Origin of the sequence: Streptococcus huangxiaojuni, assembly GCF_040930515.1 — a bacterium.
In the GTDB taxonomy this organism is placed as follows: domain Bacteria; phylum Bacillota; class Bacilli; order Lactobacillales; family Streptococcaceae; genus Streptococcus; species Streptococcus huangxiaojuni.
The window spans coordinates 1-13,687 of sequence record NZ_JBFQEG010000020.1 but is presented as its reverse complement, the minus strand read 5'-3'; the positions used below and the strand labels follow the sequence as shown (position 1 = coordinate 13,687).

Annotated in this window: 15 protein-coding genes and 4 tRNA genes; 1 reads left to right on the top strand and 18 read right to left on the bottom strand. The window is 44.1% G+C overall.

The annotated features are described in order from the left end of the window. Nucleotides 1-64: 64 nt before the first annotated feature. The 14 genes from AB3329_RS09505 to AB3329_RS09440 all read right to left on the bottom strand — a co-directional run bounded on the left by AB3329_RS09505 (nucleotide 65) and on the right by AB3329_RS09440 (nucleotide 11,458). Nucleotides 65-709 carry an HI_0552 family protein gene (locus AB3329_RS09505; protein ID WP_368395791.1) on the bottom strand — a complete coding sequence of 215 codons (645 nt, stop codon included), beginning with the start codon at nucleotides 707-709 and terminating at the stop codon, nucleotides 65-67. Nucleotides 710-853: 144 nt separating this feature from the next. Next, nucleotides 854-1,624, bottom strand: a complete 771-nt coding sequence (locus AB3329_RS09500) for an acetyl-CoA carboxylase carboxyl transferase subunit alpha (RefSeq protein ID WP_368395789.1) — start codon at nucleotides 1,622-1,624, stop codon at nucleotides 854-856. After that, nucleotides 1,621-2,487 carry an acetyl-CoA carboxylase, carboxyltransferase subunit beta gene (accD, locus tag AB3329_RS09495; RefSeq protein ID WP_368395787.1) on the bottom strand — a complete coding sequence of 289 codons (867 nt, stop codon included), beginning with the start codon at nucleotides 2,485-2,487 and terminating at the stop codon, nucleotides 1,621-1,623. The genes AB3329_RS09500 and accD overlap by 4 nt, the downstream gene beginning before the upstream one ends. Before the next feature lie 15 nt (nucleotides 2,488-2,502). Beyond that, nucleotides 2,503-3,870, bottom strand: coding sequence for an acetyl-CoA carboxylase biotin carboxylase subunit (locus AB3329_RS09490; protein ID WP_368395785.1), 1,368 nt, complete (start codon nucleotides 3,868-3,870; stop codon nucleotides 2,503-2,505). 35 nt (nucleotides 3,871-3,905) lie between these two features. Then, nucleotides 3,906-4,328 carry a 3-hydroxyacyl-ACP dehydratase FabZ gene (fabZ, locus tag AB3329_RS09485; RefSeq protein WP_368395783.1) on the bottom strand — a complete coding sequence of 141 codons (423 nt, stop codon included), beginning with the start codon at nucleotides 4,326-4,328 and terminating at the stop codon, nucleotides 3,906-3,908. Further along, on the bottom strand, nucleotides 4,325-4,819 hold the full coding sequence (gene accB, locus AB3329_RS09480) for an acetyl-CoA carboxylase biotin carboxyl carrier protein (protein WP_368395782.1): 495 nt from the start codon (nucleotides 4,817-4,819) through the stop codon (nucleotides 4,325-4,327). Before accB ends, fabZ begins: the two co-directional genes overlap by 4 nt. Nucleotides 4,820-4,821: 2 nt before the next feature. Next, nucleotides 4,822-6,054, bottom strand: a complete 1,233-nt coding sequence (gene fabF / locus AB3329_RS09475; protein WP_368395780.1) for a beta-ketoacyl-ACP synthase II — start codon at nucleotides 6,052-6,054, stop codon at nucleotides 4,822-4,824. A gap of 92 nt (nucleotides 6,055-6,146) precedes the next feature. After that, nucleotides 6,147-6,878 (bottom strand): 3-oxoacyl-[acyl-carrier-protein] reductase, encoded by a 732-nt coding sequence (gene fabG, locus AB3329_RS09470; RefSeq protein WP_368395778.1) that lies wholly within the window; start codon nucleotides 6,876-6,878, stop codon nucleotides 6,147-6,149. 11 nt (nucleotides 6,879-6,889) lie between these two features. Next, complete coding sequence (gene fabD / locus AB3329_RS09465; RefSeq protein ID WP_368395776.1) at nucleotides 6,890-7,816, bottom strand: ACP S-malonyltransferase; 927 nt, start codon at nucleotides 7,814-7,816, stop codon at nucleotides 6,890-6,892. Then, nucleotides 7,817-8,782, bottom strand: coding sequence for an enoyl-[acyl-carrier-protein] reductase FabK (gene fabK / locus AB3329_RS09460; RefSeq protein WP_368395774.1), 966 nt, complete (start codon nucleotides 8,780-8,782; stop codon nucleotides 7,817-7,819). Between the two features lie 99 nt (nucleotides 8,783-8,881). Continuing rightward, a complete protein-coding gene (locus AB3329_RS09455) occupies nucleotides 8,882-9,106 on the bottom strand; it encodes an acyl carrier protein (protein ID WP_067063769.1) in 225 nt (74 codons plus the stop codon). Between the two features lie 55 nt (nucleotides 9,107-9,161). Then, on the bottom strand, nucleotides 9,162-10,136 hold the full coding sequence (locus AB3329_RS09450; protein ID WP_368395772.1) for a beta-ketoacyl-ACP synthase III: 975 nt from the start codon (nucleotides 10,134-10,136) through the stop codon (nucleotides 9,162-9,164). Next, nucleotides 10,136-10,570, bottom strand: coding sequence for a fatty acid biosynthesis transcriptional regulator FabT (gene fabT, locus AB3329_RS09445; protein WP_368395770.1), 435 nt, complete (start codon nucleotides 10,568-10,570; stop codon nucleotides 10,136-10,138). Before fabT ends, AB3329_RS09450 begins: the two co-directional genes overlap by 1 nt. 96 nt (nucleotides 10,571-10,666) lie before the next feature. After that, nucleotides 10,667-11,458, bottom strand: coding sequence for an enoyl-CoA hydratase (locus AB3329_RS09440; RefSeq protein ID WP_368395768.1), 792 nt, complete (start codon nucleotides 11,456-11,458; stop codon nucleotides 10,667-10,669). 300 nt (nucleotides 11,459-11,758) lie between these two features. Here AB3329_RS09440 and AB3329_RS09435 point away from each other — a divergent pair, with 300 nt between their 5' ends. Next, nucleotides 11,759-13,120 (top strand): aspartate kinase, encoded by a 1,362-nt coding sequence (locus AB3329_RS09435; protein ID WP_368395766.1) that lies wholly within the window; start codon nucleotides 11,759-11,761, stop codon nucleotides 13,118-13,120. A 185-nt stretch (nucleotides 13,121-13,305) separates the two neighbouring features. Here the strand turns inward: AB3329_RS09435 and AB3329_RS09430 are convergent. The 4 genes from AB3329_RS09430 to AB3329_RS09415 all read right to left on the bottom strand — a co-directional run bounded on the left by AB3329_RS09430 (nucleotide 13,306) and on the right by AB3329_RS09415 (nucleotide 13,637). Further along, nucleotides 13,306-13,379 (bottom strand) — tRNA-Pro (locus AB3329_RS09430). A 2-nt stretch (nucleotides 13,380-13,381) separates the two neighbouring features. Beyond that, a tRNA-Arg gene (locus AB3329_RS09425) sits at nucleotides 13,382-13,455 on the bottom strand. 13 nt (nucleotides 13,456-13,468) lie between these two features. After that, a tRNA-Leu gene (locus AB3329_RS09420) sits at nucleotides 13,469-13,554 on the bottom strand. An 11-nt stretch (nucleotides 13,555-13,565) separates the two neighbouring features. Then, nucleotides 13,566-13,637 (bottom strand) — tRNA-Gly (locus AB3329_RS09415). Nucleotides 13,638-13,687 lie beyond the last annotated feature (50 nt).

The window sequence follows — 13,687 nt, the reverse complement described above, 5'->3', positions numbered from 1 at the left end:
GCTAAGCAAAGATTCAAGCGTCTAATAAGAGACAAAGAAAAACCCTCTTAGCAAAAAAACAAATCTATTCTTCAAAAGCAGTCCTAGGCTTGCTTCTCTCATAATAAGGCAGTAAAACTTTGAAAGCCTGATTTAGTTGCTCAGTCAGATCGGCTAAAGTCGTCTCTTTGGTAATCGGAAGATCATATTTAACCAAAGCTTTGCGAATGCTCCCTTCTTTAATTTGTTTTTTCAAATATTTGCGGTTTGCTTCAGTTCCAGCCAAGCGGTAAGTTTTATTTTTCTCTTGGACCAAATAATAAAGCGGGGGAGTGATGGGAAGCTCTAAAACGCGATGCTGTTTAGACAGTGTTTGTTCAGATTTTAGCCGCTCGATAAAACTTACCTCAGCTGACAGCCCAAAGTCATCTTTTTGCCCATACAGACGAATTGCAAAGCCAACATCATCTGGCTTATCCTCCGGAGCCTTGTAATAGCACCAAAAATGAGGACGGGCTATTTGTGCCTGACTGGCCCAATTGCTGACCCGCCCCATTTCCCAGGGAATCAATTTAAAACTCAATGCCTCAGCGATTTCAGAAAAACTTTTTCTGGCAGACTGCCCGGCTTCTTTTAAGGACAGCATCTCTTCGGCTAGTGATCCGGCCTTTTCCGGTTTGATATATTTTGCACCTTGAAAAGCAAGGTAGCGGTTGATTTCCTGATACATTGTCTTCTCCCCTTTAAAAAGTTCCTCATAATAAAACCAAGCCGGCAGTAAAAGCAAATATCGCTTTTAGAACACTGTTGACTAAAAAATTAGTATTTTAAAAAAATAGGGCAGACATGCCCTATTTTCCTATTGTAAAGCAAACTAATACTTTCTGAAACGCTGATAGCGTTTTTCAAGTAAGTCTGCAGTCGGCAGCTGACAAAGCTTTTCCAATTCTGTGATAAGGTCGGCTTTAATGCGCTCAATAATTTCACTGGAAAAATAACCGTGTTCGGGGATAATTTGGTCAACCACCCCCATCTTCAGCAGCTCTCCTGCTGTAATTTTCATCAATTCAGCTGCCTCAGTAGCTCGGCTTCCGTCTTTCCAAAGGATCGACGCAAAACCTTCCGGACTGAGTACTGCATAAATCGTATGCTCCAGCATCCAGACTTGATCAGCCACCGCAAGGGCCAGAGCCCCGCCGGAACCGCCTTCTCCAATAATGATAGCAATAATCGGGATCTGCAAATCACTCATTTCCAGAAGGTTTTTAGCAATCGCTTCACCCTGGCCTCGCTCTTCAGCACCTACACCGGGATAAGCACCGGCTGTATTGATAAAGGTAATGACCGGCCGGCCGAACTTTTCTGCCTGCTTCATCAGCCGCAAAGCCTTTCGGTAACCTTCCGGGTTAGGCTGGCCAAAATTCCGCTTCAAATTATCCTGCAGATTTTTTCCTTTTTGAATGCCTATAACCGTTACTGGACGGCCATCCAAGCGGGCAAGTCCGCCAACGACAGCACCATCATCCGCAAAATGCCGATCCCCATGCAATTCCATGAAATCATCAAAAATGCTTTTTGCATAATCAAGGGCTGTCAGCCGCCCTTGATCGCGCGCCTCTTTTAAAATTCTAGCGACATCGCTCATCTGCTACCTCCATGGAATTCCAGCAATTTTGCAATTGTTTCTGGCAGCTCTGTCCGTTTCACAATAGCATCGACAAAACCATGTTCCAATAAAAACTCTGCTTTTTGAAAATCATCGGGCAGACTTTCCCTGACAGTGGTCTCGATCACGCGCCGTCCGGCAAATCCTACTAACGCTTGAGGCTCAGCCAGAATAATATCACCTTCCATTGCAAAGCTTGCGGTCACACCGCCGGTAGTTGGATCTGTCAGAACGGTCAGATAAAACAAACCAGCATTGGCATGGCGCTGAACGGCTGCAGAAACTTTAGCCATCTGCATAAGACTCATAATACCTTCCTGCATACGGGCACCGCCGGAAGCTGTAAAAATCACAACCGGCAGTTTCTCATCGAGCGCCCATTCAAAAAGTCGGGTTATTTTTTCACCTACTACCGTCCCCATGCTGGCCATGATAAAATTTGAATCCATAACAGCTAGTGCGGCTGGCTGGCCTTTAATCACAGCCCGACCTGTCAAAACGGCTTCGTCTAGGCCGGTTTTTTCTCTGGCTTGTGCTAATTTCTCCTCATAATCAGGAAATTTTAAGGGATTTTTTGTCTGGATTCCTGTAAACATTTCCTCAAAAGCCCCATCATCTACTGTGATAGCCAGCCGTTCCTGGGCTGAAATCCGAAAATTGTAGGAACAAGACGGACAAATTTTAGCAGGCCCCAAATCCTTTTGGTAAATCATATGCTTACAGGACGGGCATTTAGCAAAGAGCTCATCAGGAACTTCCGGAGCGTCCCTTGGCGTCTCTCCCTTTACAGAATGATTAGGATTTATCCTAATATATTTATCTTTTTTACTAAATAAAGCCATGAAACTGCCCTCCTATTAATCCTTTTTATGATAATTTGGCAGGAATGTTTCCATCAGGAAAGACGTATCATAATCTCCTGCAATAACATGGCTGTCAGAAATCAAATCCAATTGAAAGTCCGTATTCGTCACAACGCCTTCAATCTCCAATTCATACAGGGCACGCTGCATCTTCATAAGAGCATCAAAGCGGTTTTCTCCGTGAACAATGACTTTAGCAATCATACTGTCATAGTAGGGAGGAATGGTGTAGCCGGGGTAAACAGCAGAATCAACGCGCACACCGACACCGCCGCCAGGCAGGTAAAGGTCTGTAATTTTACCGGGACTGGGAGCAAAATTAAAATCAGGATTTTCAGCATTGATTCGGCACTCGATAGCATGCCCCTCAATGGTAATCTCCTCCTGTTTGTAGGACAGAGCTTCCCCGGAAGCAATTTTAATTTGCTCTTTAATAATATCAATTCCTGTAACAAACTCAGTCACAGGGTGTTCAACCTGAACACGGGTATTCATCTCCATAAAAAAGAATTGGCCGGATTTTTCATCTAACAGAAATTCGATTGTCCCGGCACTTTCATAGGCAACAGCCTGCGCTGCACGGACAGCAGCATCTCCCATTTTCTGCCGAAGCGTAGGTCCTATAGCGACCGAGGGACTTTCTTCCAGCACTTTTTGATTATTCCGCTGCAAAGAGCAGTCTCTCTCCCCCAAATGCACAATATGGCCAAAACTGTCCCCTAAAATCTGTACTTCAATATGACGGGCCGGATAAATTACTTTTTCGATATACATAGCACCGTTTCCGAAAGCAGCCAAAGCTTCCTGAGAGGCCGCTTCAAAGGCAGGAACAAGGTCTTCTTTTTTGTTCACTTTGCGAATACCCTTGCCGCCTCCGCCTGCCGAAGCTTTCAGCATCACCGGATAGCCAACACTATCAGCAATTTCTAGAGCTTCCTCTGCGGTGACTACTTCACCGGAAGAACCGGGAATAACAGGAACATCAGCCTTAATCATCTCGGCACGCGCATTAATTTTATCTCCCATTTTCTCCATTATGGAGCCTGCAGGACCGATAAATTTAATGTTCATTTCTTCGCACATGGTTGCAAATTTGGCATTCTCGCTTAAAAAACCAAATCCCGGATGGATAGCCTCTGCCCCAGAAACAATGGCTGCTGATAAAACAGAGTTCATATTGAGATAAGAGTCAGTTGATTTAGCCGGACCGATGCAAATTGCTTCGTCAGCCAAGTTAGTATGGAGAGCCTCCTTGTCTGCCTCTGAATAGACGGCAACAGTTGTAATCCCAAGCTCACGCGCCGCACGAATAATACGTACCGCAATTTCGCCACGATTGGCAATTAACATTTTCTTAAACATAGTGGCTGCATTTCTCCTTTTATCCGCAGTTTTGATCAGCTGCCGATTGCAAAAGTTAAAGTCCCGCTGGCGGCTAACTGACCATCCACTTCTGCCTTTGCTTCAACAACAGCAATCCGTCCGCGGCGTTTGATAAACTTCGCTGTCATAACCAGCTGATCTCCGGGAACGACCTGCTTTTTAAATTTCACCTTATCCATTCCGGCATAAAAAACCAGTTTCCCCTTATTTTCCTCTTTAGACAGCTCCAAAACACCAGCTGTCTGTGCTAATGCTTCCATAATCAAGACCCCCGGCATAACCGGATATTGAGGAAAATGTCCATCAAAGAACGGTTCATTGATTGTCACATTTTTCAAAGCAACAATCTCATCGTCTTCTGCTTTGATGACTCGGTCAACCAACAGCATAGGATAACGGTGAGGCAGCGCTTCACGAATAGCATTGATATCAATCATTTTATACGTACCAACCCTTCACCAAACTCAATAACCTTTTCATTCACAGCCAGAATTTCTGTAACCACTCCGTCACGCGGTGCCGGAATTTCATTCATGACTTTCATCGCTTCAATAATCAGCAGGGTCTGTCCCTTTTTAACTCTGTCCCCGACAGATATAAAAGGCGGTTTATCCGGCGCAGGAGCCATATAGGCCACACCGACAAGCGGGCTCTCAATCAGTTCGCCTTCGGCATCTGCTGCCGCCTGTGGCTGCAGCTCAGCTGCTGTATCGCTTGTTTCAGAAGCCAAGGGCAGAGCTGTCTTTTCTTCTGCAGCCCCTTCTTCAGAAGGAGAAAGCACTGGAGCGGGAGCAGTCCCCAACGGAACTGCAGTTACAGGCGTGTTTTTGCTAAACGTTAATTCATCGCTTGCGTTGCGATAAGAAAATTCTTTAAGACTTGATTGGTCGAACTGCGCCATCAAATCTTTAATTTCTTCAATATTCAAGATTAATCCTCCCAACGCTTGAAGGCTGTGACTGCATTGTGCCCGCCAAAACCGAAAGTATTGGACAGGGCGTACTTAATATCAGCTGACTGGCCTTGACCATAGACAACATTCGCTTCAATATCATCTGATAATTCTTTAGTCCCTGCGGTCATAGGTACAAAATGATGCCGGATTGCCTCGATTGTAGCGATAGCCTCAACACCTCCGGCAGCCCCCAAGAGGTGACCGGTAAATGATTTGGTGGAAGAAACAGGAACTTCCTTGCCGAGAACAGCAACAATCGCTTGGCTTTCTCCTTTTTCATTAGCTTGTGTTGATGTTCCGTGCGCATTGACATAATCAACGTCTGCAGCTGTAATGCCTGCCTCTTCAATAGCCAGTTTCATAGCTTTAGCTGCGCCGGAGCCATCAGGAGCCGGACTGGTTTGGTGGTAAGCATCGCAGGTATTGCCGTATCCGACAATTTCTGCCAGAATAGTTGCTCCCCGTTTTTGAGCATGCTCAAGGCTTTCAAGAACCAAGACACCGGCTCCTTCTCCCATAACAAAACCATTGCGGTCCTTATCAAAAGGAATAGCCGAGCGAGTAGGATCTTCAGTCGTTGACAAAGCAGTTAAAGCATTGAAACCGCCGATACCAATTTCATTGATTGTGCATTCTGCACCGCCTGCCAAAACAACATCCTGAAAGCCAAATTTGATTTCGCGGAAAGCTTCGCCAATCGCATCATTAGCTGAAGCGCAGGCTGTAGTAATAGACTTGCAGACCCCCCGAGCACCGATACGCAAGGCAATATTGCCGGCTGCCATATTTGAAAGAGCTTTTGGAACAAACATGGGCTGGATACGTTTAATTCCTTTTTCGTGCATACGGATGATTTGCTCCTGCATTTCCTGCAGACCGCCGATACCGCTGGAAACAATGACACCGGTGCGATCTCGATTTACTGTCTCCATATCTAAATCAGCCTTAGACAGAGCTTCCAATGTAGCATAGATGGCATAAATCGAGTACATGTCCATCCGATTCTTGTCTTTTCGCACAAAATATTTATCAAAAGGGAAATCCTTGATTTCACCGGCATTATGGACAGGAATATCTGATGTATCAAATTTTGTGATTGGACCAATCCCAATTTGACCGTTTTCCAAACTGTTCCAAAACTTTTCTGGCGTATTGCCGATTGGCGATGTTACTCCGTAACCTGTAACAACAACTCTGTTAAATGTCATATTTCTAAACCCTTCTTTGTTTGTTATAGTGGGAGATTATTCTCCCAAAAGCAGCTGCGGCCGACAGGCAAAGACTTCAGTGAAAAAGTCTTCTACATCGTCATACCGCCATCAATAGCAATAACCTGACCTGTAAGATAATCCTGCTGAGCCAAGAAAGCTGCCACTTCAGCAACTTCTTCAGCCTTCCCGATACGCTTCATCGGTATCTGGGCCAACATACTGTCTTTCATCTTATCAGGAATAGCATCAGTCATATCCGACTCAATAAAGCCTGGCGCAATGGCATTTACACGCACTCCCCGCGCAGCAACTTCACGAGCGACTGATTTAGTAAAACCAAGAAGTCCTGCCTTTGAAGCCGCATAATTTGCCTGCCCGACATTTCCAGTCAGACCGACAACACTGGACATATTAATAATAGCACCCTGACGGGCTTTTGTCATCGGCTTTAAGACTGACTGTGTCATATTAAAAGCTCCGGTAAGGTTAATTTTTAAGACAGTCTCAAAATCTGCTTCAGTCATTTTTAACATTAGCTTATCATTGGTAATACCGGCATTATTAACTAAGATATCAATATTCCCCAGCTCCCCTTGGGCCTGCTGAACCATACGTTTGGCATCAGCATAATCGGAAACATCTCCTGAAACAGCAATGACTTTGACATCATAAGATGCAAATTCAGCCAACAATTCCTCCCCAATGGCAGAACGACCGTTCAAAACAATATTAGCACCCAAGGCAGCAAACTTATGAGCAACAGCCAGACCAATACCTCGTGTTGAACCTGTGATAAAAGCATTTTTATTTTGAATTTCCATAGATGTCCTCTCTATTTATTTTTACTGACCAATGACTGAAAACTTTCAAGATCTTCGACATGTGCAACCGGTAAATTCTTATCAATCTTCCTGACAAAGCCGCTTAAGACTTTACCCGGACCGATTTCAATAAAGTTTTCGACCCCTGAAGCTCTCATAACAGCAATTGATTCATAAAAACGCACCGGTTCCATAACTTGCCGGGCTAAAAGCCTTTTGATGTCTGATGTTTCCATAACAGCAGCTTCAGTATTGCCAACCAAGGGAATCTGGAAAGGCTTAAAGGAAACATGCTCTAATTCTGCCGCCAACTGTTCGCTGGCAGGCTTTAAAAGAGCTGTATGGAAAGGACCGGAAACCTTAAGCGGTATCAGCCGCTTGACACCGGCCTCTTTGAACAATTCTACAGCATAATCTACAGCTTCAGTCTCTCCGCCAATGACAATCTGGCTGGGCGTGTTGTAATTAGCCGGACTGACAATCCCCTTGACAGCAGCTTTCCGGCAAATCTCTTCAATGACTGAAGGTTCTGTATTCATAACTGCTACCATCTTTCCTGTTCCTGCCGGTGCAGCAGTTTCCATAAATTGACCGCGTTTAGCGACTAAAACCAATGCTTCCTCAAAACTTAAACTGCCGGCAGCCACTAAAGCAGAGTACTCACCTAAGGATAAACCCGCAACCATATCTGCAGAAAAGCCGTTTTCCTGCAGCAGTCTGTAGATAGCTACAGAAGTCGTCAAGATAGCAGGCTGTGTATATCTGGTTTGATTCAGCTTAGTTTCATCATGATCTATCAAGTCCCGAAGGTCGTAGCCCAAGATGCGGGCAGCTTTTGTAAAAGTATCCTGAACAAGAGGATAAGCTTCATACAAATCAGCTGCCATGCCGCGTTTCTGCGCTCCCTGTCCGGCAAACAAAAATGCTGTTTTCGTCATTTAATTCTCCATATCAACCCAGCGTGATGCCTCTGCTTTTATAATCTCAGCAGCACCATAGTACAAGTCCTCTAAAATTTCCTTGCAGCTTTCTTCTTTGTTAACAAAACCTGCAATTTGACCGGCCATTACTGAACCATTTTCAACATCACCGTCAACAACAGCATTGCGCAAAGCTCCGGCACCGAGCTCTTCAATTTCCTGTTCATCTTTGACCCCGCGTAAATAATCTTTTTCCGCATTAGCATAAGCTGTCGACAGCTTATTTTTTATGGCTCTTACCGGGTGACCAACCACTTGTGCAGAAATGACAGTATCAATGTCTTTTGCTTTCAAAATTTTATTTTTAAAGTTTTGATGCGCATTGGATTCCTTAGCGACCACAAAACGCGTACCGACTTGAACAGCTTCGGCTCCAAGCATGAATACTGCAGCCATACCGCGGCCGTCAGCAACTCCGCCGGCACCGATTACTGGAATGTCAACGGCTGCAGCAACCTGCCGCACCAAAGTCATTGTGGTCAGTTTTCCGATATGGCCGCCGGCTTCCATACCTTCAGCAATGATAGCATCAGCTCCCAGCTTTTCCATCCGTTTTGCCAGAGCAACGCTGGGAACAACAGGAATGACTGTGATTCCTGCCTCATGAAAACGTTCGATATATTTCCCCGGATTGCCGGCTCCTGTTGTGACAACTTTAACACCTTCTTCAATAACTAGGTCAACAATATCTTCAGCAAATGGGGATAACAGCATTATATTTACACCAAAAGGTTTATCAGTAATTGATTTTACTTTATCAATATTAGCTTTTACAACTTCTTTGGGTGCATTCCCGCCGCCAATGATACCAAGGCCGCCGGCATTCGATACCGCACCGGCCAAGTCCCCATCAGCAACCCAGGCCATACCTCCTTGAAAGATAGGATATTTAATATTTAATAATTCTGTAATTCTTGTTTTCATTTACTCAACCTTCTAAGTGTAGCTTTTAATAATTTGACAATCAAACTATCAAAATAAGAAGAGAGAATATTCGACTACGAATACTCTCAAATCTTCTTATTATTTTGTTTTTTCTTCAACGTAAGCGACTAAATCACCTACTGTATTGAGACCATCTTCAGTTTCAATTTGGATATCGAATTCATCTTCAATTTCCGAAATAACTTGAAAAACATCAAGTGAGTCAGCATCAAGCTCATCAAAAGTTGTTTCTGCTTTCACTTCTTCAGTTTCTTTACCGAGTTCCTCTACGATGATTTCTTGTACTTTTTCAAATACTGCCATGATTATTTCTCCTTAAAATAAATATTTTTATAATGTGCGGTTGCACAAGATATAACTAGATTTTAACAATTAGTGAGCCCCATGTCAAACCCCCGCCAAAACCAGCGAGTAAAATTGTCTGAGAACCGTCTAATTTAATAAGATTGTCCTGAATGCATTCGGACAGTAAGATAGGGATACTGGCCGCACTGGTGTTGCCGTATTCCATCATATTGGCCGGAAATTTCTCCCGCTCAATCCCCATTTTCTTAGCCATCTTATCTAGAATACGGTTATTAGCCTGATGCAAAAGAAAATAGTCAATCGATTCAGCCGGCATATCCGACTCTGCAAGCAGACTGACAATACTTTGCGCCACATCTCTGATGGCAAAATCGAAAATGGCCCGTCCGTCCATTTTTAAAAATTTATCATCCTCACCTTTTTCAGAAAAAGGTGAGTCGAGCGCCGCAACTCCAGAAGAAAGACTCTTACCGCGTTTCCCATCAGAATGAAGCGACTCAGCAAGAAAAGACTTTTCCACACTCCTCTCCAAAAGAACACCGCCTGCGCCGTCGCCAAACAGAACAGCTGTCCTTCTGTCAGACCAATCCAAGGTTTTCGAGAGCGTCTCAGCACCGATAACCAGCCCTTTTTGATAAGAACCGCCCTCCAATAATTTTTGAGCGGCTGAGAGAGCAAATACAAAACCGCTGCAGGCAGCAGCTACATCAAAAGCAAAGGCATTTTCAGCCCCGATATTAGCCTGAACTCGAGCAGCAGTTGACGGCATCAGAGAATCCGGCGTAATTGTAGCTATGACAATAAAATCAAGCTCTGCAGCCTCTATATCAGCCTGCTGCAGCAATTGCTCAGCAACACGGGTTGCCAGATCGCTTGTTGTTTCAGTCTTACTGATATGCCGTCTGCGAATACCGGTCCGGGAAGCAATCCACTCATCGCTGGTATCCATAATTTTTGCAAGATCATAGTTGCTGACTACCTGATCCGGGACAAAATGGGCTGCCTGTGTGATTTTTGCAAATGTCATTACACTAATTCCTCCAGAAATTTATGGAGATTGCTCAACCCTCGGGTCAAAGTATCTATTTCATCGCTGTCCAGACCTTCCACGATATGAGTGACCATCGATCTATGAAATTTACTATGCAGCCGATTCAGGAGCCGTCCCTTTTTAGTCAGGCGTAAATGAACGACACGCCGGTCTGTTGTCGACCGTATTCTTTCAATATAGCCTTTTGTCTCCAATTTATTTAAGCTGGTTGTAACAGTCCCGAGAGTTAACATCAATTCACGAGCAATATCACTTGGTGTCACATTGTTTTGTTTTCCAATAATTTCAATGGTATGCATTTCTTTTAAAGAAACGTCGTTAAACCGGCTGGTTTTCAAACTGATTTCTTCAATGACCTGAACTCTATTGAAAATGTCAACAAGATACTCGTTTATTTTGTCATATTCCAAGACCTTACCCCCTTGCAAATAAAGTTTGACATTCAAAGTATAGCAAAACTCAAAACATTTTACAATATTTTTTTCTGAAAATAAAGGACTATTTACTTACTTACCTGTAAATTTAGGCCGCCTTCTTTCACTGTAAGCCCTTACCCCTTCTTTAAAATCCTCTTTAAAGGCAAGCTCTTCCTGCAAGCTTAATTCTGTTTGCGCATAGTCTTCCCAGCCGGAAAATGAAGAGGCCCAGACCATTTCTTTAATCGCGCGGTAGGAATTCACAGAGCCGCGCAGGAGCCGTTTAACCAACTGCTTAGTGGTGCGTTCCAGTTTTTCGCTCTCACACAGACGGTAAACAATACCATAATCCAGTGCTTTTTCTGCTGACAGACCTTCTCCGGTCATAGCTAGCTGCGTAGCGCGTGTTATCCCAATAGCACGGCTCATCAGGAACAAACCGCCAGCATCAGGGGCCAAACCGACATTAACAAAAGCCTGAATAAATTTTGTTTGGGTACTTGCAATCACAAAATCAGCAGCCACCGCCATATTAGCAGCTGCTCCGGCAACTGCACCGTCAATACTCATGACAACCGGTTTAGGCAAACGTTTTATGGCATAAGAAATCTTATTAACCAATTCAGCAATCAGCACCAAAGACTGAACATCATCAGCATCTACCGCCCGCTGCATTTCCACCAAATCTCCTCCGACAGAAAAGACCTTGCCATTAGCATTGATAATTAGCAGCTTTACCTGATCGTCTTCTTCTGCTTTAGCCAGAGCATCTAAAATTTCCTGACAGACTGGGATATTAAAGCCATTTGAAACATCCGGCCGATTAAAGGTCAGTGTAGCCACTTCATCGTCAACATTGTAAAGAATTCCATTATAAGGCATGTTTTTCCTCCAAAATATGCTAAAAAGTTTGACAATCAAATTATTTTTATTTTACACAAAAAAAGATCTAAACGCAAGATAAAAAGTTCCGGCCATTTTAGTCAGGTTAGACGCAACTAAGCGATTATGGTAAATTGTAAAAGACAGAGCAGACAGCCGGTTCTCATTGGCATGCTTTTTTGCTGTTTCCTTATTTGAATATTCAGATCAAATGAAAACAGCGCATCTTTTTTGACAAAGTACTGACACCTGCCTTAAATTCTGCTATAATTTATTTAAAAAACAGTTAATGGAGATTATATGAAAGTCGTTAAATTCGGTGGCAGCTCTCTGGCTTCTGCAGAACAGCTGAAAAAAGTGCTTGATATTATAAAATCAGATGGAGAGCGTCGTTTTGTTATAGTTTCCGCTCCTGGGAAACGGCACTCTGACGACATCAAAGTTACTGATGCCTTAATTAGATATTATCGTGCCTATACATCCGATCAAGATGTCACTGAGCGGCAAAACTGGATTATCCAGCGCTATAAAACAATTGTTGATGAGTTGAATTTAGATTATTCAATCTTGGAAAAAATTTCAGAATCCATCACAAAATTGGCAACACTTCCCATAGAAAGCAATCATTTTCTGTATGACACCTTCTTAGCTGCTGGTGAGGATAATAATGCCAAACTCGTCGCAGCTTTCTTTCGAAAAAACGGTCTGTCAGCGCGTTACCTTCATCCCAAAGAAGCGGGCATCATCGTCTCCAGTGAGCCAGGCAACGCCCGTATTTTACCATCCAGCTATGATAAATTAGAAGAATTGAGAAATGAGGATGATATCCTTGTTATCCCTGGCTTTTTTGGCGTAACAGCCAATAATCAAATCTGTACTTTTTCGCGTGGTGGCTCTGACATCACAGGATCAATTCTGGCTGCCGGTGTTAAGGCGGACCTTTATGAAAATTTCACTGATGTAGACGGCATCTTTGCTGCTCATCCAGGAGTTGTCAGAAAACCGGATTCAATCACAGAATTAACCTACAGAGAAATGCGGGAACTTGCCTATGCTGGGTTTACTGTCCTTCATGATGAAGCTCTAATCCCAGCCTATAGAGGAAAGATTCCTCTCGTTATCAAAAACACAAATAACCCACAGCATCCCGGAACTAAAATTGTCCTAAAACGCCGCAGCAATGGCCTGCCGGTTGTCGGCATTGCTGGCGACGATGACTTCGTCAGCATCAACCTTTCAAAATATTTGATGAACCGAGAAGTCGGTTTTGGACGTAAGGTTATGCAGATTTTGGAAGAACTCAATATTCGTTGGGAGCACATACCAACCGGAATTGACGACATGTCCATTGTTCTGCGCGAACGTGAACTGACACCGATCAAAGAAGAAGAAATTGTTTCTCAGCTTACACGCAAACTTGAAGTGGATCATGTTGACATTGAACGCGACCTTTCTATCATTATGCTTGTCGGCGAGAATATGAAGAGTCATATCGGTGTCGCTGCAACAGCAACCAAAGCCTTATCAGACAGCAATATCAATTTGGAAATGATATCCCAAGGCTCCAGTGAAGTCTCCGTTATGTTTGTTATCAAAACCGAAAACGAGAAAAAGGCTGTCCGCGCACTCTACCGTGCATTTTTCCCTCGGGAAGACAGCTAGTCCATTTTCTTAAACTATGCCGGCGGCCGGGGTCGAACCGGCACGTCCGTGAGAGCACCGGATTTTGAGTCCAGCGTGTCGTCAAAAAACAGCCCATTGTTGCTTATTCGAGCAAACAGTGGGCTGTTTTTGCTAAGGTAAAAAATAAAAAAAGAACCCTTTCAGGAGTTCAAAATAAAAAAACATCGGGAAGACAGGATTCGAACCTGCGGCCCCTTGGTCCCAAACCAAGTGCTCTACCAAGCTGAGCTACTTCCCGTATGCACCCTGCAGGATTCGAACCTGCAACCGCCTGATTCGTAGTCAGGTACTCTATCCAGTTGAGCCAAGGGTGCCTTCTCTTTAATATGCCGAGGACCGGAATCGAACCGGTACGATGTCCTTACATCCCAGGATTTTAAGTCCTGTGCGTCTGCCAGTTCCGCCACCCCGGCCATCTTAAAGAAGCGAACGACGGGATTCGAACCCGCGACCCCCACCTTGGCAAGGTGATGTTCTACCTCTGAACTACGTTCGCTATGCCGGCTACATGACTTGAACACGCGACCCTCTGATTACAAATCAGAT

Bases quoted from the DNA above. Each gene is read 5' to 3' on its own strand.
- AB3329_RS09505 (WP_368395791.1), bottom strand. From the start codon at position 709: ATGTATCAGGAAATCAACCGCTACCTTGCTTTTCAAGGTGCAAAATAT.
- AB3329_RS09500 (WP_368395789.1), bottom strand. From the start codon at position 1,624: ATGAGCGATGTCGCTAGAATTTTAAAAGAGGCGCGCGATCAAGGGCGG.
- accD (WP_368395787.1), bottom strand. From the start codon at position 2,487: ATGGCTTTATTTAGTAAAAAAGATAAATATATTAGGATAAATCCTAAT.
- AB3329_RS09490 (WP_368395785.1), bottom strand. From the start codon at position 3,870: ATGTTTAAGAAAATGTTAATTGCCAATCGTGGCGAAATTGCGGTACGT.
- fabZ (WP_368395783.1), bottom strand. From the start codon at position 4,328: ATGATTGATATCAATGCTATTCGTGAAGCGCTGCCTCACCGTTATCCT.
- fabF (WP_368395780.1), bottom strand. From the start codon at position 6,054: ATGACATTTAACAGAGTTGTTGTTACAGGTTACGGAGTAACATCGCCA.
- fabG (WP_368395778.1), bottom strand. From the start codon at position 6,878: ATGGAAATTCAAAATAAAAATGCTTTTATCACAGGTTCAACACGAGGT.
- fabD (WP_368395776.1), bottom strand. From the start codon at position 7,816: ATGACGAAAACAGCATTTTTGTTTGCCGGACAGGGAGCGCAGAAACGC.
- fabK (WP_368395774.1), bottom strand. From the start codon at position 8,782: ATGAAAACAAGAATTACAGAATTATTAAATATTAAATATCCTATCTTT.
- AB3329_RS09455 (WP_067063769.1), bottom strand. From the start codon at position 9,106: ATGGCAGTATTTGAAAAAGTACAAGAAATCATCGTAGAGGAACTCGGT.
- AB3329_RS09450 (WP_368395772.1), bottom strand. From the start codon at position 10,136: ATGACATTTGCAAAAATCACACAGGCAGCCCATTTTGTCCCGGATCAG.
- AB3329_RS09440 (WP_368395768.1), bottom strand. From the start codon at position 11,458: ATGCCTTATAATGGAATTCTTTACAATGTTGACGATGAAGTGGCTACA.
- AB3329_RS09435 (WP_368395766.1), top strand. From the start codon at position 11,759: ATGAAAGTCGTTAAATTCGGTGGCAGCTCTCTGGCTTCTGCAGAACAG.